This is a genomic window from Dorea chungnamensis (assembly GCF_039832125.1).
Classification (GTDB): Bacteria; Bacillota; Clostridia; order Lachnospirales; family Lachnospiraceae; genus JAFBIX01.
In genome coordinates this window covers 70,555-96,875 of record NZ_JBDOHT010000007.1, presented here as the reverse complement: position 1 = coordinate 96,875, position 26,321 = coordinate 70,555, and the positions used below count along the sequence as shown (strand labels likewise).

Genomic DNA, 26,321 nt, shown 5'->3' with positions numbered 1-26,321 from the left:
AGAGCAAGTATGAAAGATGTAATCATTATCGGAGCTGGAGTGTCAGGATGTGCGATAGCGAGAGAGTTGTCCAGATATCAGCTGGATATCTGTGTGCTGGAACGGGAGAGCGATATATGTGAAGGGACGAGCAAGGCAAATAGTGGGATCGTGCATGGAGGATTTGATGCAAAGCCTGGAACCTTGAAGGCAAAACTGAATGTACTGGGCAATTCTATGATGGATGAGATGTCGAAAAAGCTGGATTTTGAGTTTAAAAGAAATGGTTCCATGGTTGTGTGTCAGAATGAAATGGGAATTCCTGCGTTGGAGAAATTGTTGGAGCAGGGAAAAGAAAACGGTGTGAAAGGAATGAAAATCCTAAAACGTGAGCAGGCACTTGAACTGGAACCTAATCTGGCGGATGGAGTGTATGCAGTGTTGTATATCCCGTCTGGAGGAATTGTATGTCCGTTTGGCATGAATATTGCTTATGCAGAAAATGCCGCACAAAATGGTGTGGAATTCAAGCTGGGAACAGAAGTTCAGTTAATTGAAAGAGTGGGACAAGACTATCGAATCCAGACAAATCAAGGTGTATTTGATACGAAATATGTAATTAATGCGGCGGGGGTATATGCGGATGTATTTCACAATATGGTTAGTGAACTGAAGATACATATTATGCCTCGCAGAGGAGATTACTGTCTTCTGGATAAGACAGCAGGTGACTTGGTCAGACACACGATCTTCCAGCTCCCGACTGAAAAGGGAAAGGGAGTGTTGGTAACGCCGACGATTCATGGTAATCTGCTGCTTGGTCCGACTGCAATTGATATAGAGGATAAAGAAGCCACAGCAACAACGGCCAAAGGACTTCAGGAGGTTTTGGAGAAATGTACAAAGTCTGTTAAAAATATCCCGTTTAAGCAGGTGATTACGTCTTTTGCCGGACTTAGAGCACATGAAGAACATGGGGAATTTATTATCGGTGAAGTTGAAGATGCAAAAGGATTTATTGATGTGGCGGGAATCGAATCTCCAGGCTTAACCAGTGCTCCGGCGATTGGTATTTATGTCCGGGATATTCTGGCTGAAAAGATGGAACTGAAAGAAAAAGAGATTTTTGTAGAAGAGAGAAAAGGAATTGTACGATTCCTGGATCTTCCGAAAGAGGAACAGAATCGGTTGCTTCAGAAGAATCAGGCATATGGTCAGATTGTGTGCAGATGTGAGCAGATTACAGAAGGAGAGATTCTGGATGCGATTCACAGACCTTTGGGAGCAACAACGCTGGATGGAGTTAAACGACGTACCAGAGCGGGTATGGGACGTTGTCAGGCTGGATTCTGTACTCCGAAAGTAATGGAAATTCTTGCAAGGGAATTGCATTTGGAATTAAAGGATATTCGGAAGAATGGAAGGAGGGATGCAAGATGAGGAATTGTGATTTGGTAATCGTAGGAGGCGGTCCGGCAGGTCTTGCGGCTGCAATCGCGGCAAAAGAAAAAGGAATTGATGATATTCTGATTATTGAGCGGGATGAGAGATTAGGAGGTATTCTGAACCAGTGTATTCACAATGGTTTCGGATTGCATACGTTTCAGGAAGAGCTTACCGGACCGGAATATGCCCATCGTTTTATCTGTCAGGTTCAGAAACTGGGGATTTCTTATCTGACCGGAACGATGGTTCTGGATATTTCGCCGGGTAAAGTGGTAATGATGATGAACCGAACGGATGGAATCGTGCAGATACAGGCAAAAGCAATTGTTCTTGCCATGGGATGCCGGGAACGCCCGAGAGGAGCCTTGAATATTCCGGGATATCGTCCGATGGGAATCTATTCAGCTGGAACGGCACAGCGTCTGGTCAATGTAGATGGATTTCTTCCGGGAAAAGAAGTCGTAATTCTTGGCTCTGGAGATATCGGTCTTATCATGGCGAGAAGAATGACTCTGGAAGGAGCCAGGGTGAAGGTTGTTGCAGAATTAATGCCGTATTCCGGCGGCTTGAAGAGGAATATCGTCCAGTGTCTGGATGACTTTGGAATCCCGTTAAAGTTACGGCATACGGTTGTTGATATCAAAGGAAAGCAACAGTTGGAAGGGGTTATTCTTGCAGAAGTGGATGAGAAAGGAAAACCAATTCCGGGAACTGAGGAAGAATATGTCTGTGATACGCTTCTTCTTTCTTGTGGATTGATACCGGAAAATGAACTGAGCAGATCGATGGGAATCTGTATGAACCCAGTTACGAATGGACCCGTTGTTGATGAAAGCCTTGAAAGTAATCTGCCAGGAGTATTTGCCTGTGGCAATGTTCTTCATGTACATGATCTGGTGGATTATGTTTCAGAAGAAGCAAAATGTGCAGGAGAAAACGCAGCGGCGTATATTCGTGGAGAATTGAAAGAAAGAGAAGAACAAGCGATTAAGATAGAACCGCAAGACGGTGTACGATATACAGTTCCGGCTACTATAGAACCGAAGCGAATGCGTGATAAAGTGAAGATTCGTTTCAGAGTGGGTAATGTCTATCGAAATTGCTATATCAGTGTTTATCTGGGAGAAAAGAGAATCATACACAGGAAAAAACAGATTGTGACTCCCGGAGAGATGGAAGAAGTAATCATTGAGAAAGCAAAGTTAGAAGAGTGCGGCAATATTGATAAGATCATAGTTGCTTTGGAAACCATGTGATAGATGTGGGAGGTGAGATTATGGGACAAAGAGTATTGACCTGCATTGGCTGCCCGATGGGTTGTACGTTGTATGTGAAAATAGAAGATAATCAAGTGAAAGGTGTGACTGGAAATACATGTGTGCGTGGAGATGTATATGCCAGAAAAGAAGTGACTGATCCAACTAGGATTGTGACAACAACTGTGCATGTAAAGGGAGGGGGAGTGGTCTCGGTAAAAACAAAAGAGGATATTCCCAAAGGAAAGGTTATGGACTGTGTCAAAGAGTTAAAACAACTGGAAATTGAGCCGCCGGTTTTGATCGGTCAGATAATAGTTGAAGATGTGGCAGATACAGGAATTCCTGTGATAACGACGTCAAGTATTAATTAAATAATAAAGAAATACATAACTTCTCGGAATCTCAATGAATGAGATTCCAAGCGAAAATTGACAACTGAATATCGTGCAGGAAAAGAAATTTGCGAGAAATGGACATAAACATTGGACATAGAGGATACTATGCCTTGAAAAATTTTATGGAGTCGTTTAAGATAACATTATTAAGAGGCCAATCTTAATAATGAATCTTGAAATGCCTCGACTGACGGCATTTCCCAGGCATCAAGATGTTGTAGCATCATGATGCCGTAGAGGCGGCAGTACCACATCTTCGTAGAGCGGTGCCTGCCGTCTTCTAATTTATAGTCTTCTTTCTCACGTTTGTTAGAACGTTCCACGGAAGTTCTTCCGTCATATTCCTTTTTCCATGCTTTACTGTCTCTTGGCGGTATGTTAAATAACCTTGGATTGTTATCGGTAAAGATATGTACGGTTCTGCCGTATTTCGCTGGTGAACAGGGATGCTCACAGAAGCAGCCACGTTGCCGGTTCGATTTAGGACATCGGTATTTTGCCCGGTGTTTGGCAGTCTCATATCCATCTTTATGCATACGTAAGCCCATCTTGCAGATTGGGACACCGTCATCGTCAATGGTGAAGTCGTCTTTGTAAGTGAAATGCCCGGTATGTCCGGGATTCAAGTCGATAAAAGGCGTGATATTTTCCCGTTTGCAGTATTCATAAATAGCGTAAGCGTCATGAGCAGAATCCAGAAGGAGCTTTTCTATGTGGAACTCTGGAAGATATGCTTTCATGGTGAAAAAGGAATGGAGAAAAGAAAGCATGTCATGCCGGGAAGCACGCTCTAAAATAGGAAAAACGGGAAGGTCACTGTGTGAATTGGAAGCCACATACATGTAGAGATGGTAACCGAAGAAATAGGATTCCCGGTGAGAGTCCCATCCCCAGTTACAGTCGGGCTGGGAATAATGACGTTTACAGTTACAGAAAGAACAGCCATTCTCCCTGCAACCGCAGATCCGTTTTTTTCGCTGCTGTGCTGCGGTACGGACAGGAGTGCCGTCCCCGGCAAGAGCCAGATGTTCAGGATCGATCAACCCCTTGCGGATGGAAAGATCCAGAAATTGCTGCTTATAAAGATGGAAAATGAGAGAAAAAGGATTCTCTGGTTTTAAGTGCAAGCGTTCCAGCAAAGGGAGAAGTTTGGAAGCTATGCTGGAAGAATCGCAGGGAGTCTTATCGCCTTTCTTTTTTCCCTTGGGCGGTTTCATTTTAGGGAAACGGTCTTTCGGTGAAAGGTTGTTGGAGTCATCCTGCCAGATACGGGAAAAGAAATCATAAAAAGTGCCGACACCAGGAGTATCTCCGAAAGGGAATCAGCTGAGGATGGCATAAAGAGGAGTTTCCCTGAGCATGCGGCACCAGACAGTGATGGAAGTTACTATCAGCTTTAAAGCAAGCAGGTAGGAGCGCAGCATACAGGATGGGAGCCGTGGTTCCGGTCCGAAAACAGAGTAGCAATCCTGCATCAGAGAATCCGTCTGGGAAAGATCAAGATACCAGAACTGCACGATATAATCCCAGGTGCTTTTGGAAAGCACAAAGGGGTCAGGATAGAACTTAAGGAAATCGGATACAAAAGTATCCTGATAGGCGGCATGTCCGCCGGGATTACAAGGTAACAAAAAATCGCCTCCAGTCGATTGAAATAAAATATAATCAATCGGCTTCGCCGCAAATTTTGAGCGATTTGTCAAGCGTTTTTTGCAAAAAAGTGGGTGATTTTTTGAGATAAGGGTCGGAAAGCCTTATAAAATCAGGGCTGAAGATTCCGAGAAGTTATTTATATGGAGAGGAGGAAAGAAGATATGGCGGTGCAGCACCGGGAATTCCCAGTCTATGGATTACAATTCCATCCAGAGTCCATTTTGACACCTGAAGGGAGAACAATATTAGAAAATTTCTTGAAAATATAAGGAAATAATCATAGCATGCGATATAAATAGGAGGAGAATAAGATGATTAAAGAAGCAATTTACAAATTAATAAATAAAGAAGACCTTACATATGAAGAAGCGGAGGCTGTTATGGAAGAAATGATGGATGGTACGGCGACGCAGGCTCAGATGGGCGGATTTCTGACGGCTCTTCGCATTCAGGGAGAGACGATAGACGAGATTACAGCATTTGCCAAGGTTATGAGAGAGAAAGGGGTTAAGATTAACCCAGTCAAAGAAGTCATGGATATTGTAGGAACCGGCGGAGATGAAGTGGGAACCTTTAATATCTCTACAACGACCGCATTTGTGGCAGCTGCAGGAGGCGTGCCGGTCGCAAAACATGGCAACCGCAGCGTATCCAGTAAAAGTGGTGCAGCAGATGTGCTGGAGAAACTGGGAATCAATGTGTCTTTGAATGCAGAGCAGAATGAAGCAGTGCTGAATAAGACAGGAATGTGTTTCTTATTTGCACAGGTCTACCATTCTTCTATGAAATATGCAGCACCGGTTCGCAAAGAACTGGGGGTAAGAACGGTATTCAATATCTTGGGACCATTATCTAACCCGGCGGCAGCATCTATGCAGTTATTGGGTGTTTACGATAAAGAACTGGCAGGAACAATGGCACAGGTATTGTCTAATCTTGGTGTTGTGCGCGGTGTCGCCGTATGTGGAGGAGACGGCCTGGATGAGATCACACTGACCGGAGAGACCAATGTCTATGAGATCCGATATGGCGAGATTACTTCTTATACGATTACACCGGAACAGTTTGGATTTGACCGTTGTCCATTGGAAGAACTGATTGGTGGAACGCCGGAAGAAAATGCCCATATTACGCTGGATATTCTGACCGGAAAAGAAACAGGACCAAAGAGAGATGTAGTTCTCATGAATGCAGGTATGAGCCTGTACCTTGGAATTGATGGCATTACTTTGAAGCAAGGTGTTGAGATGGCAAAAGACTTGATAGACAGTGGTAAGGCATATGCCAAATATGAAGAGTTTAGGCAGGCAACCCTTGATGTTGTAAAAGCAGAGGTGTAAAAATGATTCTAGAACAGATAGCTTCCGATACAAAAATCCGCGTACAGAAACAGAAAAGAAAGGTTCCATTTTCCGAGATTCGAAGACAGGCGCTTGCGTTGGATCCAAAGACTGGCTTTCCATTGGAACGGCAGCTTAGAAATCCAGGTATCCATTACATTTGCGAGGTGAAGAAAGCTTCTCCGTCAAAAGGGTTGATCGCACCAGACTTTCCTTATCTTGAGATTGCGAAAGAATATGAAGCAGCAGGAGCTTGCGCCATCTCCTGTCTGACAGAACCAAAATACTTCAAAGGAAGCGATCAGTACCTGAAAGAAATCGCAGAAGAGGCTGCAATTCCAGTGCTTCGTAAGGATTTTACGATTGATGAATATCAGATATACGAGGCAAAAGTACTGGGGGCAGATGTTGTATTACTGATCTGTGCATTGCTGGATACGGAGATGTTGAAGCGCTACATTGCCATCTGTGATCAATTAGGCTTGTCTGCTTTGGTAGAGGTCCATGATGAAGAAGAGATGCATTCGGCGATAGAAGCAGGTGCCAGAGTGATTGGTGTCAACAATCGAAATCTGAAGGATTTTACTGTGGATATCGGCAACAGTATCCGGCTTCGGAGTCTGGCACCAAAGGACAGATTATTTGTGGCAGAAAGCGGAATTAAGACGGCAGAAGATATTCAGAGACTGAAAGAAGCAAGGGTAAATGCAGTGCTGATCGGTGAGACGTTGATGAGAAGCCCGGATAAAGAAAAGATACTGGAAGAATTAAATGGCGGACCACTGGAAAGAAATGGAGAAGGGCAGCATGACGAAGATTAAGATCTGCGGGTTAAAAAGATCGGAAGATGTGGAGATGGTCAACGAATTTCTGCCAGATTATGTCGGATTTGTATTTGCCAGAAGTTCCCGCCAGATAGGTGGAGAGCAGGCAATATATTTTCGTAAGATGTTAGATTCACGGATTCAGACGGTAGGTGTATTTGTGAATGCAGATCTGGAAGAAATAGAGGCATTATGCAGTGCAGGAGCAATTAATCTGGTTCAGCTCCATGGAGATGAGACGGTGGAATATATGGATAAGTTATATGAAAAGATTTCCAATCCGATCATCAAGGCAGTCAGAGTGAGGAGTCAGGAACAGATTCTTGAAGCGGAAAAATTACCTTGCAGCTATCTTCTGCTGGATACCTATTGTAAGGGCGTCTATGGTGGCAGCGGAACGGGATTTGACAAGTCGCTGATACCGGTTCTTGAGAAGCTATATTTTCTTGCAGGAGGCTTATCGGCAGAAAATATATGTGAAAATATCAGAATCTGTCATCCATATGCCGTGGATGTAAGCAGCGCGGTAGAGACAGATGGTGTGAAAGACGCAGAGAAAATCAAGAAATTTATAGAAAGGGTAAGAAACAATGAGTAAAGGCAGATACGGAGAGTATGGAGGACAATTCATACCAGAAACATTAATGAATGCAGTACAAGAGTTGGAGGATGCATATGAGAAGTATAAAAATGATCCAGAGTTTCAGGCGGAATTGGATGATCTTCTGAAAAATTATGCAGGCAGACCATCACTTTTGTATGAAGCAAAGAAGATGACAAGAGAGCTTGGCGGGGCAAAGATCTATCTGAAGAGGGAGGATCTGAACCATACAGGAGCCCATAAGATCAACAATGTGCTTGGGCAGGTACTCTTGGCAAAGAAGATGGGAAAGACCCGTGTGATTGCCGAGACCGGCGCCGGGCAGCATGGCGTGGCAACCGCAACGGCGGCAGCACTGATGGATATGGAATGTGAAGTCTATATGGGAAAAGAAGATACGGATCGTCAGGCCTTAAATGTATATCGTATGGAATTGCTCGGTGCGAAGGTACACCCGGTAACAACCGGAACAATGACTCTGAAAGATGCAGTCAATGAGACTATGCGTGAATGGAGCAAGCGGATGGATGATACACTGTATGTTCTGGGATCTGTGATGGGACCGCATCCATTTCCGATGATTGTCCGGGATTTCCAGAAAGTCATCGGCAAAGAGATTAAAGAACAGATACTGGAAAAGGAAGGAAAACTTCCAGATGCAGTGATCGCCTGTGTAGGCGGCGGAAGTAACGCTATGGGGGCGTTTTATGAGTTTATTGAAGACAAAGAGGTGCAGCTGATCGGCTGTGAAGCGGCAGGACTTGGAATCAATACAGAGAAGCATGCGGCAACGATTGCCAGAGGAACTGAGGGTGTATTCCACGGGATGAAATCCTTGTTCTGCCAGGATGAATATGGTCAGATCGCACCGGTATACTCCATATCAGCAGGACTGGATTATCCGGGAATCGGACCTGAACATGCCAATCTTGCGGCGACTGGCCGTGCACAGTATGTGCCGATTACCGATAAAGAAGCAGTGGAAGCATTTGAATATCTTTCCAGAACAGAAGGTATCATATCAGCTATTGAAAGTGCACATGCAGTTGCTTATGCGATGAAGCTTGCACCGACCATGAGAAAAGACCAGACAATCGTAATAAATATTTCCGGCCGCGGAGATAAAGATGTGGCTGCGATCGCAAGATACAGAGGAGTGGAGATCTATGAGTAAAATATATCAGGCATTTGAAAATAAAAAAGCATTTATTCCATTTATTACAGGAGGGGATCCGTCCCTTGAAATTACCAGACAATTGCTGATTGCCATGCAGGAGGCAGGTGCCGATTTGATCGAGATCGGAGTTCCATTTTCCGATCCCATTGCTGAAGGTGTCGTCATTCAGGACGCTGATGAACGGGCATTGAAAGCAGGATGTACAACAGATAAGTTATTTGACATGGTAAAAGAAGCCAGAAAAGAAGTGACCGTGCCAATGGTATTTATGACCTATATCAACCCAATCTATACCTATGGCAAAGAGAAATTCATGAAACGCTGCGTAGAATGCCAGATGGATGGAATCATTGTGCCGGATATGCCGTTCGAAGAAAAGGCAGAACTTGCAGACATCTGCGAAGAATACGGCATTGACCTTATCTCCATGATTGCACCGACCTCCGAAGACCGAATCGCCGCCATCGCCAGAGAAGCCAAAGGGTTCCTCTACTGCGTATCCTCATTGGGAGTCACAGGCGTAAGAAGCGAGATCAAGACAGATGTCGGAGAGATGGTATCCATGGTAAGACAGGTGAGCGATATTCCTTGCGCAGTTGGATTCGGAATTTCCACACCAGCACAGGCCGCCAAGATGGCAAGCGTATCCGATGGGGCCATCGTAGGCTCCGCCATCGTAAAAATCGTGGCACAATACGGCGGAGAATGCGTGCCAAAAGTTGCAGAATATGTAAAAGAAATGAAAAAAGCCGTTGCCCAAGTGTAAAAAGGGACACGGCAAAATGAATCTGGGACGGGGGAAAATGAAAAAACCCCCGTCCCCTGGAAACTATTTTGTGTACAACGTCACTAATTCGGTGATCATATCGACTGTTTTATCCATGCCTTCTACGGTGATGTGTTCGTATGGCCCGTGGTAAGCATGACCGCCGGTCCCAAGGTTCGGGCAAGGCAGTCCTCGGAAGCTTAACTGGCATCCGTCTGTGCCTCCGCGGATTGGAATTATAAGTGGAGTGATTCCGGTGTTTTCGCATGCGGTCTTTGCATTGTCCACCAAGTGCATGCAGGTGGCGATGATTTCTGCCATGTTCTTATACTGATCGGTGATGGTAAGCGTAACGGTTCCTTCGCCCCATTTCTCGTTCAGATTCTTTTCGATGAGTCTTAAGGTATTCTTGCGGGCTTCGAAGAAGTCTTTGTTGTGATCTCTTACGATGTAGTTTAACTGTGCTTCTGCGCATTCGCCGGACATACTGGTCAGATGATAGAATCCTTCGTAATCTTCTGTTCCGCGTGGTGTCTCCATGCCAGGTAATAAGCTGTTGATCTCCATGGCAACCAGGCTTGCGTTGATCATGGTGTCCTTAGAAGTACCTGGATGTACGTTGAATCCTTTGACGTCGAACTGTGCTTTGCATGCATTGAAGTTCTCGTACTGAATCTCACCTTCTGTAGAACCGTCCATGGTGTAAGCATAATCAGCGCCGAATCTTTCTATGTCAAAATGTGATGCACCGGTACCAATCTCTTCATCTGGTGTAAATGCAACACAGAGTGGTCCGTGTGGAATCTTCTCTGTCTGCAGACGCTCGACCAGAGTAAGAATCTCTGCGATTCCAGCCTTGTCATCAGCTCCGAGAACAGTGGTTCCATCGGAGGTGATCAGTGTGCGCCCTTTCAGGTCTTTTAAGTGGCTGAAAGTAGCTGGGCTTAAGACGAGTCCGCTGTCACCGAGAGCCAGTTCTTCTCCGTCATAGTTTTCGGTAATGACCGGAGTGATGTCGTGATCGCAGAAATCAGAGACCGTATCCATATGTGCGATAAAGCCGAGGGCTGGTTTGTCCTCATATCCTGCAGTAGCAGGTAATTTGCCATAGAGATAACACTGGTCATCCAAATAGACATCCGTTAATCCTAATTCTTTCATCTCTGCTTCCAGGATACGAGCAAGATTGAATTGGCATGTGGAAGACGGAACTGTCTCGCTGTTCTCATCGCTTGGTGTTCTTACCACCACGTATTTTAGTAATCTTTCATACGCTTTCAAAATTACATTCCCCTTTTCTTATCATATTCTATATAGTGTGAGATTATTTCACCAGATAATTATAGCACAATTTCATCTTTGCGACATCCATAAATGATGTTATACTATATAAATAATACGAAAGTCACAGAGTAGGAGGCAAAAGATTATGAAGTTAACCCAGCTGTTGGAACGTTTGGAATATGAAGTGATTCAGGGAAATGATAAGATAGAAGTTACGGAATTGATCAATGATTCCCGTAAGGTATCAGAAGGAAGTGTATTCGTCTGCATTACAGGTGCAGTATCAGATGGACATCAATATATAGAAGAGGTCGCTGCAAAAGGCGCGGCAGCAGTTATAGTGGAAAAGGAAGTAGAAGCGCCAGAAGGACTTACCGTGATCCGGGTGGAGGATACCAGATATGCACTTGCACTGATGTCGGCAGCATATTTCGGCTATCCGGCTGAGAAGCTGAAAGTTATCGGAATTACCGGAACAAAGGGAAAGACGACTACCACTTATATGGTGAAGTCTATTCTGGAAGGTGTTGGACATAAAGTAGGCCTGATTGGAACGATTGAAGCAATCATTGGAGAAAAATGTATCCCGGCGAATAATACGACACCGGAATCCTATACGATTCAGAAGTATTTTGCGGAAATGGTGGAAGAAGGATGTGACAGCGTGGTCATGGAAGTATCCTCTCAGGGGCTGATGCTGCACAGAACGGCAGGTATTCCATTTGAGATCGGAATATTTACAAATCTTGGAGAAGATCATATCGGACCGAACGAACACAAAGATTTTGAAGATTATAAGCGGTGCAAAGGATTGTTGTTCAAGCAATGTAAAATTGGAATTGCCAATGTAGATGACCAGTGGTTCGAAGATGTATTTCAGGGGGCAACCTGTGAGATTGAGACCTTTGGTTTCTCTGAGAAAGCAGATCTTCGGGCAACGGATGTAGAACACATATCAAGACCAGGATATCTGGGAGTGAACTATCATGTCAGCGGTCTGATGGATTTTGATGTGGAGATTGACATTCCAGGAGAGTTTAGCGTATATAATTCATTAACAGCAATTGCAGTGTGCAGACATTTTGATGTCCCTGTAGAAAATATCAAAGCCGCACTTAAAGTGGCAAGGGTAAAGGGAAGAATTGAGATGATCAAAGTATCCGATGACTTTACTTTGATGATTGATTATGCGCACAATGCAATGGCACTGGAAAGTCTTTTGCATACATTGAGAGATTATAACCCGGGCCGTATTGTTGCGGTATTCGGCTGTGGAGGAAACCGTTCTAAGACGCGCCGGTATGAGATGGGAGAAGTTGCTGGGAAGATGGCAGATTTTACAATCATCACATCCGATAATCCGCGGTATGAGGAACCACAGGCAATCATAGATGATATTATTATCGGTATGAAGAAGACTGATGGAGAATATATCTCAATCTGTGACAGAAAAGAAGCGATTAAGTACGCAATTGCAAATGGACGCCCGGGAGATGTCATCGTATTGGCAGGTAAGGGACATGAGACTTACCAAGAGATCAAAGGTGTGAAGTATGACATGGACGAACGTGTGTTGATCCAGGAAGTACTGGAAGAGCTTAAGGAGGAAAATGTACGCTGATATTATTATAGATATTACGCATGAAAAATTAGATAAAGTATTCCAATACCGCATCCCCTCTTCGCTGGAGGGGATGCTTGAGATTGGAACAGAAGTTGTAGTCCCATTTGGAAGAGGCAATAAAGAGACCAAAGGATATGTGATTGGGTTCTCTGAAAAAGCAGAATATGATACGTCAAAGATCAAGCAGATCCTGAAGGTGGCAGAGGGAAGTGTTGCGATTGAAGCAAAGCTGGTTGCACTGGCAGCATGGATGAAGGATTATTATGGAGGGACTATGATTCAGGCGCTGAAGACGGTCATCCCCATCAAGAAACAGGAACACGTCCGAGAAAGACGGCGAATCTGTCTTTTGCTGAATCAAGAAGACGGGAAGAAGCAGCTGGAGATTTATCTTCATAAGAATCAAAAAGCCAGGGCAAGGCTTCTTGCAGCACTTCTGGATCAGCCGGAGCAGGACTATGATCTGCTGACAAAAAAGCTGAATGTAACCAGAGCGGTGGTCAGGGCGTTAGAAGAACAAAGCGTGGCGGCGCTGGAGTCTGAGAAAGTCTTTCGTAATCCCGTTCGTTATAAAATACAGGAAAAAGAATCCGTAATATTTAATGAAGAACAGCAGCATGCGATTGACACCTTCTGGGAAGAATACAGCCAGGGAGTTCGTAATACGTATCTGGTGTATGGTGTGACCGGAAGCGGTAAGACAGAAGTATATATGGAGATGATTGCCCGGGTTATGGAGCAGGGAAAACAGGCAATTGTATTGATTCCGGAGATTGCGCTGACTTATCAGACGGTTATGAGGTTCTACAGTAGATTCGGAGAGCGGGTGTCTATTCTGAACTCCAGGATGTCACAGGGAGAACGTTATGATCAGATGGAACGTGTGAAAGCAGGAGAAGTGGATGTCATGATCGGTCCGCGCTCCGCATTATTTACTCCGTTTCCCAATCTTGGGCTGATTGTCATAGATGAAGAACATGAGACGACCTATAAGAGTGAGCAGGTGCCACGTTATCATGCAAGAGAGACAGCTCTAAAGCGTGCCGAGATGGAAGGAGCCAGTGTAATACTTGGATCAGCAACACCATCGTTGGAATCATTTTATGCATGTAAAAGTGGTCGCTTCCGACTTCTGGAGCTGAAAAAACGTGCAGGTGCCCAAGAGCTTCCAGAGGTGTATGTGGAAGATATGCGAAAAGAGTTAAAATCAGGGAATCATTCTATCTTAAGTGAACATCTGAAAGAGCTGATAGAATCCAGATTGGAGCAGAAAGAACAGATTATGCTTTTTTTGAACCGAAGGGGATATGCGGGCTTTATTTCTTGCAGAGCCTGCGGATATGTAGTAAAATGTCCTCATTGCGATGTGTCTTTATCCGCCCATCGGAATGGAAAACTGGTGTGCCATTATTGTGGGCATGAAGAACCTCAGATTAACATATGTCCTTCTTGTGGTTCTTCTTATATTGGAGGTTTTAAAGCGGGGACTCAGCAGGTGGAAGAGATGGTGAAGAAGCAGTTTCCTAAAGCCAGAGTCTTGCGGATGGATATGGATACGACAAGAAGCAAGGACGGACACGAAAAGATTCTGGAAACATTTGCAAATGAAGAAGCAGATATTCTGATTGGTACGCAGATGATCGTTAAAGGACATGATTTTCCGAATGTCACATTGGTGGGCATTCTGGCGGCAGACATGTCTTTATATTCGAATGATTATCGGGCAGGTGAGCGGACGTTTCAGTTGCTGACACAGGCGGCAGGTCGTGCAGGGCGTGGAAAGAGTAAAGGGGAAGTCGTAATACAGACCTATAGTCCGGAACATTACAGTATTCAGATGGCAGCAAGGCAGGACTATGAAGGCTTCTACGATGCGGAAATGAATTATCGTGAATTAATGGGTTATCCCCCGGTAGAACAGTTGTTGGCAGTTCTGATGACCGGACCTCAGGAAGAGATGTTAGAACTGGCAGCGAAGTATCTGAAAGAATTTGCTCTGAGAGTAGATAAGAATCGAACATTGCAGATCATTGGTCCAGCACGGCCTTACGTGGCGAAGGTCAGTGATATCTATCGAAGGGTCCTGTATCTGAAAGGAGAAGATTATCGTTTCCTGATAGAAGTAAAAAATCTGATGGAACAGTATATTGAGATAAATAAGGGATTTCAGTCACTTCGAATTCAGTTTGACTTTAATCCTATGAATGTTTTTTAAAGGAGAGAACAATATGGCAACAAGAAAAATCAGAGAGATTGGCGATGAAGTTTTGACAAAACAATGTAAAGAAGTAACGAAGATGACGCTTAGAACAAAGATATTGATCAACGATATGCTGGATACCATGTATGAGGCGATGGGAGTAGGACTGGCAGCGCCACAGGTAGGTATCTTAAAAAGAATCGTTGTAATTGATGTGGGTGAAGGTCCGATTGTATTGATTAATCCAGAGATTCTGGAGACTTCTGGAGAACAGACCGGAGAAGAAGGATGCTTGAGCGTACCTGGGAAATCAGGTGTTGTGACCAGACCAGATCATGTGAAGGTAAAGGCGTTGAATGAAGATATGGAAGAGATTGAATTGGAGGGCGAAGGCCTTCTGGCAAGAGCATTCTGCCATGAAATTGATCATCTGAGCGGAAAGCTCTATGTGGATATGGTAGAAGGAGAACTTCATGATACCACTTATGAGGAGGAATAGCAGATGAAAGTCATATTCATGGGAACACCAGATTTTTCTGTGGGAACATTGGAGGCACTGATTGAAGCAGGGCATGAAGTGGTTCTGGCAGTTACGCAGCCGGATAAACCGAAGGGACGCGGTGGGAAGATGCAGTATCCGCCTGTGAAAGAAGTGGCGCTGGAACACGATATTCCAGTGTTTCAGCCAAAGAAGATCAGAGATCCTCAGAGCATTGAGGAATTAAGAAAATATGAGGCAGATGTCATGGTAGTTATTGCTTTTGGTCAGATCCTGCCAAAGGAAATTTTGAAAATGACGCCATATGGATGTATCAATGTACATGCATCGCTGCTTCCAAAATACCGTGGGGCAGCTCCGATCCAATGGGCGGTGATCAATGGGGAAAGAGTATCAGGAGTTACCACTATGCAGATGGACGAAGGTCTGGATACCGGCGATATGATCATGAAGACAGAAGTTGTGTTGGATGAAAAAGAGACTGGCGGGAGCCTTCATGATAAGCTTGCCCTGGAAGGTGCAAAGCTGTGTGTCCACACGCTGAAGGTATTGGAGGAGAAGACAGCTGTATGGGAGAAGCAGGAAGACAGCCCGACCGAATATGCCAGAATGCTGGATAAGAAACTGGGCGATATTGACTGGACGAAGGATGCGGCATCTATTGAACGTCTGATCCGTGGACTGAATCCATGGCCAAGCGCATATACTAAGTGGAATAGTAAGATCATGAAGATCTGGGAGGCAGATGTTCTGGAAGGACAGACGGATCAGATGCCGGGAACTATTGTGAAAGTAGAAAAAGATGGTTTCTGTGTGCAGACAGGAACGGGCCTCATCAAAGTATTGTCGCTGCAGATTCCAGGGAAGAAGCGAATGGATGCAGGCGCATTTCTCAGAGGTTATCCAATGGAAGAAGGAACGGTATTGTCCTCTGGTATGTAATGAAGATATCTAAGAAAATCCTTAACAATTGTTAAAAATATATGAAAAATGGGTATTTTGCGCAATTCGTGATATAATCTAAAGAAATAATTGAAATAGCGTAAAACTGGAGGCTTTATTTATGTATTATCCAATGTATTTTGATCCAACTTATATGTTAGTGATTCTTGGCGTAATCATCTGTATGATGGCTTCTGCAAAGATGAATTCTACATTTAATAAATATTCCCGTGTGCGGAATCATTCTGGCATGACAGGAAGAGAAGCGGCAGAAGAGATCTTAAGACGTGCCGGAATCTATGATGTCAGAGTGGAACATATCTCTGGAAATCTGACGGATCATTATGATCCAAGGTCAAAAGTGCTGCGTCTGTCAGATGCGACTTATAATTCAACATCTGTTGCAGCAATGGGAGTTGCAGCACATGAGTGTGGACATGCGGTTCAGCATGAGACGGGATATGTTCCATTAAAAATCAGAGGTGCACTTGTTCCAATTGCTAATTTTGGAAGTACCATTGCATGGCCACTGATTATTATCGGACTGTTTTTTAACAGCCGTTCTTCTGCATTGTTTCTGAATCTTGGAATTCTGGCATTTTCATTGGCCGTTTTGTTCCAGATCGTGACATTGCCGGTGGAATTCAATGCATCCAACCGTGCAATTCGGGTACTCGGAAGTAGTGGAATGTTATATGAAGATGAAGTAAAGGCAACGAGAAAAGTATTGACAGCAGCAGCGCTTACTTATGTTGCAGGTGCGGCGTCTGCAATTCTTCAGCTGCTCCGTATCATATTGCTGACGGGAAACCGAAGAGATTAAGAGAGAATAATTGGATCCCGTACAGAATGCGGGAAGGAATGTGGAGGAAAAGTTATGGCAGCATCGATTGGCGGGCGCGAACTTGTGCTTGAAATACTGCTTCAGATTACGAGGGATGGGGAATACAGCCATATTGCCTTGAAGAATGTTCTTGATCAATATCAATATCTGGATAAAAAAGAGCGTGCGTTTATCACGAGAGTGGTAGATGGCACGCTTGAACACATGATAGAAATCGACTATATCATCAATCAATTTTCCAAAGTAAAAGTGAATAAAATGAAACCGGTGATTCGGACCATTATGAGAAGTGGTGTTTACCAGTTAAAGTACATGGACAGCGTGCCTGATTCAGCAGTTTGTAATGAAGCGGTAAAACTGGCAGAAAAACGCGGGTTTAAGACATTAAAAGGATTTGTCAATGGTGTGCTGCGCAATATCAGCAGAAATCTGTCAGATATTGTATATCCTTCGGAAGAGAATCTGTTTCAGTACCTTTCAATCCGTTATTCGCTTCCGGAATGGATCTTGAAACAATGGCTGTCAGTTTATGATGAAAAGACAGTTTGTGAGATGGCTGAAGAATTCTTGAAAGAAAAACCTCTGACGGTTCGCTGTAATCTGGATAAGATCTCAAAGGAAGAATTAATATGTCTGCTACAGAAAGAAGGCGTTAATGTCCAAGAGAGTCCGTCTCTTCCTTATGCACTGTATCTTTCGGGATTTGATCATCTTGCCGGACTACATAGTTTTCAGATGGGTTATTATCAGGTGCAGGATATCAGTTCCATGCAAGTGGCAGAATGGGCGTCACCACAACCAGGAGACTATGTCATTGATGTGTGTGCCGCACCTGGTGGAAAATCGATGCATATTGCAGAGTGTCTGAAAGGAACTGGTCACGTAGAAGCACGGGATCTGACCGATTATAAAGTATCTATGATTCGTGAAAATATTGTACAAAGTGGCTTGCCTAATATAGAAGCTGTGCGTCAGGATGCTCTTGAATTGGTGAGTGAAACTGTCGGAAAAGCAGATATTGTTATAGCAGATCTTCCGTGTTCGGGGTTGGGGGTTCTGGGCAAGAAACCAGATTTGAAGTATAAGATGACAGAGGAGATGACAAAAGAACTGGCAGCATTTCAGAGACAGATCTTATCCGTAGTACATCAATATGTGAAACCGGGTGGTAAACTGCTATATAGTACTTGTACGATTCACAGGGAAGAAAATGAGAGAAATGCAGAATGGTTCGCCAGAGAATATCCGGAATTTTGCCTTGTAAAGCAGAAGCAGATGCTGCCGGGAAAAGACGAAGGCGACGGATTCTATATTGCAATGTTTCAAAAGGAGAGTCATGAATAAGAAGGATATATGTTCTTATAATTATGAAGAATTAAAGATAGAAATAGAGAGCATAGGGGAAAAAGCTTTTCGCAGCAAACAGATCTATGAATGGCTGCATGTAAAGCTTGTTGATTGCTTTGACGAGATGACCAATCTGTCAAAAAAGTTAAGAGAAAAATTAGAAGAGAACTACGTGATTCCTACAGTGAATATGATTGATCATCAGATATCCAAAGTGGATCCTACAGAAAAGTTCCTTTTTGAATTGTCAGATGGTAATATGATAGAAAGTGTTCTGATGAAATATAATTATGGCAATTCCGTGTGTATTTCTTCACAGGCCGGGTGCCGTATGGGGTGTAGATTCTGTGCTTCTACGATTGGAGGACTGGAGCGGAGTCTGGCACCGTCAGAGATGCTAAGACAGATTTATCAGATTCAGAAGATGACAGGAGAACGGGTATCCAACGTGGTGGTGATGGGAACCGGTGAGCCATTAGATAACTATGATAATTTTGTGAAATTTATTCATATGCTGAGCGATGAACACGGCCTGAATATCAGCCAGCGCAATATTACAGCTTCTACTTGCGGCATTGTACCGAATATGAGGCGCCTGGCAGAAGAAGGGCTTCAGATTACTCTGGCATTATCGTTACATGGTTCCAGTCAGGAAAAAAGAAAGAGATTGATGCCAGTAGCAAATAAATATGAATTACAAGATGTATTGGAAGCATGTGACTATTATTTCCAGAAAACAGGGCGAAGAATTACTTTTGAGTATAGTCTGGTGGAAGGTGTGAATGATCAGCCGGAGGATATCCGGGAACTGACTTCTATATTAAAAAAGAGAAACTGTCACTTGAATCTGATTCCGGTGAATCCGATCAAGGAGCGGGATTATAAGAAGCCAGACAGGAAAAATGCTCTGGAATTTAAAAATAAACTTGAAAAAAACGGAATTAATGTTACTATAAGAAGGGAAAGAGGCTCAGATATTGATGGAGCCTGCGGCCAATTGCGCAGAAGGCATGCGGCAGCGGATGAAGGAGAAGCGAATGAAACTATATGCAATGACTGATGTAGGCAGAAAACGTGAAGTCAACCAGGACTACGTATATGTAACGGACAGCCCGATAGGACCGTTTCCGAATCTTCTTGCGGTAGCCGATGGAATGGGAGGCCACAAGGCAGGAGATTTTGCGTCCAAATATACGGTGAATGTGTTGATCGATGAATTGAAAAATACACCATTAGATAAGCCTGAAGAGATTCTGCGTAATGTAGTCGGTATTGCAAATCATAAGCTGATCGAGGCCGCGTCCACGGATATTAAGCTGGAAGGAATGGGAACAACACTGGTAGTAGCAACAGTTGTTGGCAATACATTATATTTTGCCAATGTGGGAGACAGCAGACTCTATTTGATCAATGATAAGATCCGGCAGATATCTAAGGATCATTCTCTTGTGGAGGAGATGGTAAGGCTGGGAGGAATTAAGGCAGAAGAAGCCAGAAATCACCCAGATAAAAATATCATCACAAGAGCCATAGGAGTAAAGGAAGATGTAGAGGCAGATATCTATGAATATCGCCTGAAAAAGGGTGATTTCATACTGATGTGCACCGATGGGTTGAGTAATATGGTAGAAGATGAAGACATGTTTGATATTGTGAAAGGTGCCAGAGATATTGTAGAAGCGGTGCAGATGTTAATCGAAAAGGCAAATAGTAATGGTGGGAGAGATAACATAGGGGTTGTTATGGCAGAGCCACTTGCGGATGAGGTGAATATATGGTAAAAGATGGTATTTTTCTTGGAAAGCGATATGAGGTGCTGAGTAAGATCGGGGCAGGTGGGATGGCCGATGTCTATAAAGGCAAAGACCAGATGTTGAATCGTTATGTGGCAATCAAGGTTTTAAAGAAAGAATATAAGGAAGATGAGAATTTTGTGCGTAAATTCCGCTCAGAGGCTCAGGCAGCAGCTGGGCTTATGCATCCGAACATCGTAAATGTATACGATGTTGGAGAAGACCGGGGGCTGTATTATATGGTCATGGAACTGGTCGAAGGAATTACGTTAAAGGAATATATTGAGAAAAAAGGAAGATTATCTCATAAAGAGGTTATCAGTATTGCTATTCAGGTATGTACAGGTATCGGAGTGGCTCATGCGGCAAATATTATTCATCGTGATATTAAGCCGCAGAATATTATTATATCAAAAGATGGGAAAGTAAAAGTAACAGATTTTGGCATTGCGAAGGCTACTACATCTAATACAGTTAGTTCTAATGCTATGGGATCTGTTCATTATACATCTCCAGAACAGGCTCGTGGAGGATTCAGTGACCAGAGAAGTGATATCTATTCTATCGGTATCACTCTTTACGAGATGGTGACTGGGCAGGTGCCGTTTGACGGAGATTCTACCGTGTCAGTAGCTATTAAGCATCTTCAGGAAGAGATTACTCCGCCTTCAGAAATTGTGCCGGATATTCCGTATAGTCTGGAACAGATCATATTAAAGTGTACACAAAAGAATAGTGAGAGAAGATATAAGAATACCAATGAGCTGATTCGGGATCTGAAGCGGTCTTTGGTAGATCCGGATGGAGATTTCGTTGTGATTCCTCCTCTTCGTAATGCTGATACAGTTATTATTACAGATGAAGATCTGGATGATATCAGAAGCTCTTATGACGAAGATGACGATTATGATGAAGATGATTACGACGAAGATGATTATGATGAGGATGACGACGATTATGACGAATATGAGGATGACGAATATGATGATGAGTACGATTCCAAGCATGGCAAAAAAGGAAAAGACTCTGATGATGTCAATCCTCGTATGCGGAAGATTACAAAGATTCTGACGATTGTTGTTGCAATCATTATTATATTTATTCTGGTATTTTCCATTGGAAAGGCCGCAGGCGTTTTTAAATTTGGACCAAGTCTTATCTCGGAAGATTCAGAAGAACAAGTAAAAGTTCCGAATGTAGTCGGTATGACAGAGGAGCAGGCAAAGAAGGCGCTGAATGAAAAAGGACTTGGCTTCAAAGTTGTTGAGCGAAAAGAATCCAAGAAGTATGAAGAAGGAACCGTATGTGAACAGAAGACGGAGGCAGGAAAGAAAGTTGCCAAGAATACAACGATTCAGGTAGTTGTAAGTTCAGGTCTTATTGGAGATGAAATAACAGTACCGGACGTAAGTGGTATGAGTGAAGATGAAGCACAGAGTGCATTGGAAAAAGAAGGATTCAAGAAGATATCCTCCGAGTTTGAGTACAGTGACAGTGTGGCAGAGGGTGATGTGATTGGAACGACACCTGCAGCGAATTCAAAAGCGACCAAGGATACTGAGATTGTCATGAAAGTAAGTAAAGGTGCTGAGAAGAAGACCGTTCCGAATGTAGTGGGACAGCAAGACGAAGATGCACAGAATGCAATTAAGAGTGCAGGTTTGAATGTTGGTACAGTAACGTATGATTATAATGACAGTGTTCCGAAAGGTCAGGTTGTATCCCAGAGTGTGGATGGCGGTAAGAAAGTGGCAGCAGGAACCAGTGTGGGACTTGTAGTCAGCAATGGACCGAAACCAGACGAAAGAGTAGATGTTCAGAATTTTGTGGGAAGATCAGAAAGTGATCTGACGAGTTGGGCTTCCGGCAACGGACTTTATACAAGCCGAACTGGCTCTCAGACCAGTGATACGATTCCAAAAGGTGCGATTATCTCTCAGAGTCCGTCTTCTGGAAAAGTTGATAAAGGTGGAACCATTACTTATGTGATCAGTGACGGACCATCACAGAATCAGGGCGGCTCGGAAGGTATAGAATAAGCACAGAGACTAAAAGCAGATAGGATAGAGATGCAAGGAAAGATAGTAAAAGGAATTGCCGGATTCTACTACGTACACGTAGTAGAATCCGGTGTTTATGAATGTAAAGCCAAAGGAACTTTTCGAAAGGATAAGATTAAACCGCTGGTAGGAGATAATGTTGAGATAGAAGTTCTGGATGAGAGCGAGAAGACTGGAAATATTATTGCCATACTTCCTCGCATGAATGAGCTGATTCGTCCGGCAGTTGCCAATATTGATCAGGCTCTGGTGGTGTTCGCAATTACAAAGCCGAATCCACATTTTAATCTTTTGGATCGGTTTTTGGTGATGATGGAAAGTAAAGAGATTCCAGTGGTGCTGTGCTTTAACAAAGAGGACATTGCCGAGGATCCGCAGGTCAAAGAATTAAAGCAGATTTATGCGAGATGTGGATATCCGTTAATATTTACCAGTGCTTTGAAAGAAAAGAACATTGACAGCGTTCGAAAGGTTTTGAAGGGAAAGACAACAGCTATTGCAGGCCCTTCTGGTGTTGGCAAATCTTCAATTATTAATATTTTACAGCCAGAAGCCAATATGGAGACCGGAACTATCAGTAATAAGATTGAGCGCGGAAGGCATACGACAAGGCATTCGGAATTGTTCCCGATTGATGAGAATTCTTACATTATGGATACTCCTGGTTTTAGCTCGCTGTATGTCAACGATTTTGAAAAAGAAGAACTGAAATATTATTTTCCGGAGTTTGCAAAGTATGAGGGAATGTGCCGTTTTCATGGATGTGATCATGTTCATGAGCCGGGATGTGCAGTAAAAGAGGCTGTAGATGCGGGAGAAATACACAGAATACGATATCAGAATTATATAGAGATGTATGAGGAACTGAAGAGTAAGAGGAGGTATTGATATGGACTATATATTAGCTCCATCAATTTTGTCGGCAGATTTCAAGGTGTTGGGCCAGGAAATGCAGAAGACAGCAGAAAACGGTGCCAGATATCTGCACTTTGATGTAATGGATGGAATGTTTGTACCCAGTATATCTTTTGGGATGCCAGTGCTTGCATCGATTCATAATGCAACGAATCAGTTGATGGATGTGCATTTGATGGTACAGGAACCGATTCGTTATATTGAGGCTTTTCAAAAAGCGGGTGCGGATCTTGTGACGATTCATCTGGAGGCATGTGAAGATGTAGAGGCAACGATTACAACCATTCATGAATGTGGGATGAAAGTTGGCTTGTCTATTTGCCCGGAGACAGATGCAGAGATGGTTCTGCCGTATTTATCAGAAATAGATATGATATTGGTGATGAGCGTTCATCCGGGATTCGGAGGACAGAAATTTATTCCGGAATCATTAGAGAAAATACGTAAGATCCGTGCTATGATGGCAGAACGTGGATTATCCGTGGATATTCAGGTGGATGGGGGGATCTGCCTGGCAAATGTACGGGATGTATTAGATGCGGGAGCGAATATCATTGTTGCAGGGTCAGCTGTGTTTAAGGGAGATCCAGAGAAGAATACCAAAGATTTTATGGAGATACTGAATAGTTATGAGTAAGAGAATTGTAATTGTGAGTGGGGGAGAACTGAATGAGAATTTTGCTCTTTCTATTCTGAGAGAGCAGGAAGGGGAATGTATCATTGCTGTAGACAAGGGAATGGAATTTCTTTATCTACATCAGATTATGCCAAGCTATATTGTGGGAGATTTTGACAGTGTGAAGAAAGAAATCGGTGACTATTACCGGAATGAAACGAATGTACCGATTCGCGAATATAATCCAGTTAAGGATGCGTCCGATACTGAGATTGCTATCAGACTGGCGATGACTCTTGGATGCAGCGAGCTGATAATCCTTGGAGCTACAGGAGGCAGAATCGATCATCTGTGGGCGAATGTACAGAGCCTTATGATTCCGTTTAAGGCAGGGATCGATGCGAAGATTATAGACAGTCAGAATCTAATCCGCCTGATTGGAGATGGAGAGACGCATTTGAAGAAGGAAGAGGCATTTGGTCCATATTTTTCTGTATTTCCATTAGGAGAAGAGGTTTTTGGATTTAATATCGAAGGAGCCAAATATCCATTGCGTAATCATACGCTTTCGCCTTGTAATAGTCTCTGTGTCAGCAATCAGATCGCAGAAGATGTTGATGAGGTTGTAATCAGTTTCCCGGCGGGAAATGTAATCTTGATGCAGACCCGTGACAAGCGCGAGTAAAAGTGATACACTATTGTGTATTCGTGAGAATAGAGAACAAGAAGAGAGGACGAGATAGATGAAATTAGGAATCGTAGGATTACCAAACGTAGGGAAAAGTACGTTGTTCAATTCATTGACAAAAGCCGGAGCAGAATCTGCAAACTATCCATTCTGTACCATTGATCCAAATGTCGGCGTTGTAACTGTGCCTGATGAAAGATTAAATGTACTGGGAGAGATGTATCATACCAAGAAAATCATACCGGCTGCAATTGAGTTCGTTGATATTGCAGGATTAGTAAAAGGTGCTTCCAAAGGAGAGGGACTTGGGAACCAGTTCCTTGCCAATATTCGTGAAGTTGATGCGATTGTCCATGTAGTGAGATGTTTTGAAGACAGCAATATTGTTCATGTAGATGGAAGTATCAATCCATTACGTGATATTGAGACTATCAATCTGGAATTAATTTTCTCTGATCTGGAGATACTGGAACGTAGAATTGCCAAGACAACAAAGGTTGCAAGAAATGATAAAGCTGCAGCAAAGGAATTGGCATTGTTGGAGAAGATTAAGGTACACCTGGAAGAGGGAAAACTTGCGAAGACATTTGACGATGTAAGTGATGAAGAGGAAGAAGAATGGCTTGCAGGATATAATCTGTTGACATATAAACCAGTCATCTATGCTGCAAATGTTGCAGAAGATGATCTGGCAGATGACGGTGCTTCTAATGCCGGAGTAGAAGCTGTCCGTGAATATGCGAAGGAAGAACAGAGCGAAGTGTTCGTTGTGTGTGCACAGATTGAGCAGGAAATTGCTGAATTAGAAGATGATGAGAAGAAGATGTTCCTGGAAGATCTGGGATTAACGGAATCTGGCCTTGAAAAATTAATTAAAGCCAGCTATAAATTACTGGGGCTGATTAGTTACCTGACTGCAGGTGAACCAGAAGTGCGTGCATGGACGATTAAAAATGGAACCAAAGCACCTCAGGCAGCAGGAAAGATTCATTCCGATTTTGAACGAGGATTTATTCGTGCTGAAGTAGTATCCTATGATGATCTGATTGCTTGCGGCAGTCATAATGCAGCAAAAGAAAAAGGACTGATCAGACTGGAAGGAAAAGATTACGTTGTAAAAGACGGAGACATTATGTTATTCCGTTTTAACGTATAAGGAAGGAAGAATGAAAAATGCATAAAACAATAGATTTTCCGAATATTGGGATCCACTTGGAATCCGTTGGGGATCATATTACAGTATTTGGATTCGATATTGCATACTATGGCATTATTATTGGAATTGGCATTCTGGTCGGTCTGCTTATCGCAGTTGCAGAGGCAAAGCGGACAGGTCAAAAGGAAGAAGATTACTATGATCTGGCAATCTATGCAGTGATTTTTGCAATCATAGGTGCCAGAGCATATTATGTTATTTTTTCCTGGGATATGTATAAAGACGACCTGTTAAGTATATTGAATATTCGTCAGGGTGGTCTTGCAATCTATGGAGGTGTGATTGCAGCAGTTATAACGGTCTTGATTTTTGCAAGGATCAAGAAGTTATCGGCACCGCTGCTTATGGATACTGCAGGTCTTGGACTTGTGGCAGGACAGATGATCGGACGATGGGGAAACTTCTTTAACAGGGAGGCTTTTGGAGAATATACGGATAGCCTGTTAGCGATGCAGCTTCCAGTGGATGCAGTCAGAAGTTCTGATATTACGGAATTGATGAGAGAGCACATGGAGACTGTGGATGGTGTATCTTATATCCAGGTTCATCCGACTTATTTGTATGAGTCACTTTGGTGTATGATGGTTCTGATCATAATGTTGCTGTACCGAAAGCATAAAAAATTTGACGGGGAAGTATTCCTGGTGTATCTTCTGGGATATGGACTGGGAAGAGTCTGGATTGAGGGTCTGAGAACAGACCAGTTACTGCTTCCGGTAGTGGGATTACCAGTATCACAGATCCTGGCCGGAGTGATCGTGGTTGTGTCAACAATATTGATAATATATCATCGATGGAAAGTAACGAAAGAATAATAAAAAACAGCAGAAGCATTGTAATTGATTACGATGCT

General features: G+C 43.3%; 25 protein-coding genes and 1 pseudogene. 23 read left to right on the top strand and 3 right to left on the bottom strand.

What is annotated here, in order from left to right; genetic code table 11:
- The first annotated feature begins 9 nt into the window (after positions 1-9).
- The 3 genes from ABE613_RS08000 to ABE613_RS07990 are packed head-to-tail and all read left to right on the top strand — an operon-like array spanning position 10 to position 3,055.
- Positions 10-1,419, top strand: coding sequence for an NAD(P)/FAD-dependent oxidoreductase (locus tag ABE613_RS08000; RefSeq protein ID WP_235234249.1), 1,410 nt, complete (start codon positions 10-12; stop codon positions 1,417-1,419).
- Entirely contained in the window at positions 1,416-2,681 is a 1,266-nt protein-coding gene (locus ABE613_RS07995) for an NAD(P)/FAD-dependent oxidoreductase (protein ID WP_235234246.1), read from the top strand. The genes ABE613_RS08000 and ABE613_RS07995 overlap by 4 nt, the downstream gene beginning before the upstream one ends.
- 20 nt (positions 2,682-2,701) lie before the next feature.
- Positions 2,702-3,055, top strand: a complete 354-nt coding sequence (locus ABE613_RS07990; protein ID WP_347376114.1) for a DUF1667 domain-containing protein — start codon at positions 2,702-2,704, stop codon at positions 3,053-3,055.
- Positions 3,056-3,225: 170 nt separating this feature from the next.
- Here ABE613_RS07990 and ABE613_RS07985 read toward each other — a convergent pair whose 3' ends face one another.
- Positions 3,226-4,296: a hypothetical protein gene (locus ABE613_RS07985; protein ID WP_347376113.1), complete on the bottom strand. Its 1,071-nt coding sequence runs from the start codon at positions 4,294-4,296 to the stop codon at positions 3,226-3,228.
- A gap of 105 nt (positions 4,297-4,401) precedes the next feature.
- The gene (locus tag ABE613_RS07980) at positions 4,402-4,710 is read right to left on the bottom strand and encodes a hypothetical protein (RefSeq protein ID WP_347376112.1); all 309 of its coding nucleotides are present in this window, start codon (positions 4,708-4,710) and stop codon (positions 4,402-4,404) included.
- 177 nt (positions 4,711-4,887) lie between these two features.
- On the opposite strand from ABE613_RS07980, the pseudogene ABE613_RS07975 reads away from it, so the two are divergent.
- The 6 genes and pseudogenes from ABE613_RS07975 to trpA form a co-directional block, all read left to right on the top strand.
- A pseudogene (locus tag ABE613_RS07975) lies at positions 4,888-5,001 on the top strand (glutamine amidotransferase-related protein); the annotation flags it as partial.
- Positions 5,002-5,043: 42 nt separating this feature from the next.
- Positions 5,044-6,072 (top strand): anthranilate phosphoribosyltransferase, encoded by a 1,029-nt coding sequence (trpD, locus tag ABE613_RS07970; RefSeq protein WP_347376111.1) that lies wholly within the window; start codon positions 5,044-5,046, stop codon positions 6,070-6,072.
- Between the two features lie 2 nt (positions 6,073-6,074).
- Positions 6,075-6,893, top strand: a complete 819-nt coding sequence (gene trpC, locus ABE613_RS07965; protein ID WP_347376110.1) for an indole-3-glycerol phosphate synthase TrpC — start codon at positions 6,075-6,077, stop codon at positions 6,891-6,893.
- Entirely contained in the window at positions 6,880-7,494 is a 615-nt protein-coding gene (locus ABE613_RS07960; RefSeq protein WP_347376109.1) for a phosphoribosylanthranilate isomerase, read from the top strand. Before trpC ends, ABE613_RS07960 begins: the two co-directional genes overlap by 14 nt.
- The gene (gene trpB / locus ABE613_RS07955; protein WP_347376108.1) at positions 7,487-8,671 is read left to right on the top strand and encodes a tryptophan synthase subunit beta; all 1,185 of its coding nucleotides are present in this window, start codon (positions 7,487-7,489) and stop codon (positions 8,669-8,671) included. Before ABE613_RS07960 ends, trpB begins: the two co-directional genes overlap by 8 nt.
- Entirely contained in the window at positions 8,664-9,440 is a 777-nt protein-coding gene (gene trpA / locus ABE613_RS07950) for a tryptophan synthase subunit alpha (RefSeq protein WP_347376107.1), read from the top strand. Before trpB ends, trpA begins: the two co-directional genes overlap by 8 nt.
- Before the next feature lie 63 nt (positions 9,441-9,503).
- Here the strand turns inward: trpA and pepT are convergent, their stop codons facing one another.
- Positions 9,504-10,721: a peptidase T gene (gene pepT, locus ABE613_RS07945; RefSeq protein ID WP_347376106.1), complete on the bottom strand. Its 1,218-nt coding sequence runs from the start codon at positions 10,719-10,721 to the stop codon at positions 9,504-9,506.
- 148 nt (positions 10,722-10,869) lie between these two features.
- On the opposite strand from pepT, the gene ABE613_RS07940 reads away from it, so the two are divergent.
- The 14 genes from ABE613_RS07940 to lgt all read left to right on the top strand — a co-directional run bounded on the left by ABE613_RS07940 (position 10,870) and on the right by lgt (position 26,283).
- A complete protein-coding gene (locus tag ABE613_RS07940; protein ID WP_347376105.1) occupies positions 10,870-12,345 on the top strand; it encodes a UDP-N-acetylmuramoyl-L-alanyl-D-glutamate--2,6-diaminopimelate ligase in 1,476 nt (491 codons plus the stop codon).
- Complete coding sequence (gene priA / locus ABE613_RS07935) at positions 12,335-14,563, top strand: replication restart helicase PriA (RefSeq protein WP_235233926.1); 2,229 nt, start codon at positions 12,335-12,337, stop codon at positions 14,561-14,563. Before ABE613_RS07940 ends, priA begins: the two co-directional genes overlap by 11 nt.
- 13 nt (positions 14,564-14,576) lie before the next feature.
- On the top strand, positions 14,577-15,047 hold the full coding sequence (def, locus tag ABE613_RS07930) for a peptide deformylase (protein ID WP_235233928.1): 471 nt from the start codon (positions 14,577-14,579) through the stop codon (positions 15,045-15,047).
- Positions 15,048-15,050: 3 nt separating this feature from the next.
- Entirely contained in the window at positions 15,051-15,989 is a 939-nt protein-coding gene (gene fmt / locus ABE613_RS07925) for a methionyl-tRNA formyltransferase (RefSeq protein ID WP_347376104.1), read from the top strand.
- Between the two features lie 121 nt (positions 15,990-16,110).
- Positions 16,111-16,812, top strand: coding sequence for a zinc metallopeptidase (locus tag ABE613_RS07920; RefSeq protein WP_235233930.1), 702 nt, complete (start codon positions 16,111-16,113; stop codon positions 16,810-16,812).
- A gap of 54 nt (positions 16,813-16,866) precedes the next feature.
- On the top strand, positions 16,867-18,177 hold the full coding sequence (gene rsmB, locus ABE613_RS07915; protein ID WP_235233932.1) for a 16S rRNA (cytosine(967)-C(5))-methyltransferase RsmB: 1,311 nt from the start codon (positions 16,867-16,869) through the stop codon (positions 18,175-18,177).
- The gene (gene rlmN / locus ABE613_RS07910; protein WP_235233933.1) at positions 18,170-19,240 is read left to right on the top strand and encodes a dual-specificity RNA methyltransferase RlmN; all 1,071 of its coding nucleotides are present in this window, start codon (positions 18,170-18,172) and stop codon (positions 19,238-19,240) included. The genes rsmB and rlmN overlap by 8 nt, the downstream gene beginning before the upstream one ends.
- Complete coding sequence (locus ABE613_RS07905) at positions 19,218-19,961, top strand: Stp1/IreP family PP2C-type Ser/Thr phosphatase (protein ID WP_235233934.1); 744 nt, start codon at positions 19,218-19,220, stop codon at positions 19,959-19,961. Before rlmN ends, ABE613_RS07905 begins: the two co-directional genes overlap by 23 nt.
- Positions 19,955-22,012, top strand: coding sequence for a Stk1 family PASTA domain-containing Ser/Thr kinase (gene pknB / locus ABE613_RS07900; RefSeq protein WP_347376103.1), 2,058 nt, complete (start codon positions 19,955-19,957; stop codon positions 22,010-22,012). Before ABE613_RS07905 ends, pknB begins: the two co-directional genes overlap by 7 nt.
- 30 nt (positions 22,013-22,042) lie before the next feature.
- The gene (gene rsgA, locus ABE613_RS07895; RefSeq protein ID WP_235233937.1) at positions 22,043-22,921 is read left to right on the top strand and encodes a ribosome small subunit-dependent GTPase A; all 879 of its coding nucleotides are present in this window, start codon (positions 22,043-22,045) and stop codon (positions 22,919-22,921) included.
- Between the two features lies 1 nt (position 22,922).
- Positions 22,923-23,585 (top strand): ribulose-phosphate 3-epimerase, encoded by a 663-nt coding sequence (gene rpe, locus ABE613_RS07890; protein ID WP_235233939.1) that lies wholly within the window; start codon positions 22,923-22,925, stop codon positions 23,583-23,585.
- Positions 23,578-24,249: a thiamine diphosphokinase gene (locus ABE613_RS07885; protein ID WP_235233940.1), complete on the top strand. Its 672-nt coding sequence runs from the start codon at positions 23,578-23,580 to the stop codon at positions 24,247-24,249. The genes rpe and ABE613_RS07885 overlap by 8 nt, the downstream gene beginning before the upstream one ends.
- Before the next feature lie 58 nt (positions 24,250-24,307).
- Positions 24,308-25,408: a redox-regulated ATPase YchF gene (gene ychF / locus ABE613_RS07880; RefSeq protein WP_235233942.1), complete on the top strand. Its 1,101-nt coding sequence runs from the start codon at positions 24,308-24,310 to the stop codon at positions 25,406-25,408.
- Positions 25,409-25,425: 17 nt separating this feature from the next.
- Positions 25,426-26,283, top strand: coding sequence for a prolipoprotein diacylglyceryl transferase (lgt, locus tag ABE613_RS07875; RefSeq protein ID WP_235233943.1), 858 nt, complete (start codon positions 25,426-25,428; stop codon positions 26,281-26,283).
- Positions 26,284-26,321: the final 38 nt, after the last annotated feature.

Excerpts from the sequence above, each read along its gene's own strand:
- ABE613_RS08000 (WP_235234249.1), top strand. The coding sequence starts at position 10 with ATGAAAGATGTAATCATTATCGGAGCTGGAGTGTCAGGATGTGCGATA.
- ABE613_RS07995 (WP_235234246.1), top strand. The coding sequence starts at position 1,416 with ATGAGGAATTGTGATTTGGTAATCGTAGGAGGCGGTCCGGCAGGTCTT.
- ABE613_RS07990 (WP_347376114.1), top strand. The coding sequence starts at position 2,702 with ATGGGACAAAGAGTATTGACCTGCATTGGCTGCCCGATGGGTTGTACG.
- ABE613_RS07985 (WP_347376113.1), bottom strand. The coding sequence starts at position 4,296 with ATGAAACCGCCCAAGGGAAAAAAGAAAGGCGATAAGACTCCCTGCGAT.
- trpD (WP_347376111.1), top strand. The coding sequence starts at position 5,044 with ATGATTAAAGAAGCAATTTACAAATTAATAAATAAAGAAGACCTTACA.
- trpC (WP_347376110.1), top strand. The coding sequence starts at position 6,075 with ATGATTCTAGAACAGATAGCTTCCGATACAAAAATCCGCGTACAGAAA.
- ABE613_RS07960 (WP_347376109.1), top strand. The coding sequence starts at position 6,880 with ATGACGAAGATTAAGATCTGCGGGTTAAAAAGATCGGAAGATGTGGAG.
- trpB (WP_347376108.1), top strand. The coding sequence starts at position 7,487 with ATGAGTAAAGGCAGATACGGAGAGTATGGAGGACAATTCATACCAGAA.
- trpA (WP_347376107.1), top strand. The coding sequence starts at position 8,664 with ATGAGTAAAATATATCAGGCATTTGAAAATAAAAAAGCATTTATTCCA.
- ABE613_RS07940 (WP_347376105.1), top strand. The coding sequence starts at position 10,870 with ATGAAGTTAACCCAGCTGTTGGAACGTTTGGAATATGAAGTGATTCAG.
- priA (WP_235233926.1), top strand. The coding sequence starts at position 12,335 with ATGTACGCTGATATTATTATAGATATTACGCATGAAAAATTAGATAAA.
- def (WP_235233928.1), top strand. The coding sequence starts at position 14,577 with ATGGCAACAAGAAAAATCAGAGAGATTGGCGATGAAGTTTTGACAAAA.
- fmt (WP_347376104.1), top strand. The coding sequence starts at position 15,051 with ATGAAAGTCATATTCATGGGAACACCAGATTTTTCTGTGGGAACATTG.
- ABE613_RS07920 (WP_235233930.1), top strand. The coding sequence starts at position 16,111 with ATGTATTATCCAATGTATTTTGATCCAACTTATATGTTAGTGATTCTT.
- rsmB (WP_235233932.1), top strand. The coding sequence starts at position 16,867 with ATGGCAGCATCGATTGGCGGGCGCGAACTTGTGCTTGAAATACTGCTT.
- rlmN (WP_235233933.1), top strand. The coding sequence starts at position 18,170 with ATGAATAAGAAGGATATATGTTCTTATAATTATGAAGAATTAAAGATA.
- ABE613_RS07905 (WP_235233934.1), top strand. The coding sequence starts at position 19,218 with ATGAAACTATATGCAATGACTGATGTAGGCAGAAAACGTGAAGTCAAC.
- pknB (WP_347376103.1), top strand. The coding sequence starts at position 19,955 with ATGGTAAAAGATGGTATTTTTCTTGGAAAGCGATATGAGGTGCTGAGT.
- rsgA (WP_235233937.1), top strand. The coding sequence starts at position 22,043 with ATGCAAGGAAAGATAGTAAAAGGAATTGCCGGATTCTACTACGTACAC.
- rpe (WP_235233939.1), top strand. The coding sequence starts at position 22,923 with ATGGACTATATATTAGCTCCATCAATTTTGTCGGCAGATTTCAAGGTG.
- ABE613_RS07885 (WP_235233940.1), top strand. The coding sequence starts at position 23,578 with ATGAGTAAGAGAATTGTAATTGTGAGTGGGGGAGAACTGAATGAGAAT.
- ychF (WP_235233942.1), top strand. The coding sequence starts at position 24,308 with ATGAAATTAGGAATCGTAGGATTACCAAACGTAGGGAAAAGTACGTTG.
- lgt (WP_235233943.1), top strand. The coding sequence starts at position 25,426 with ATGCATAAAACAATAGATTTTCCGAATATTGGGATCCACTTGGAATCC.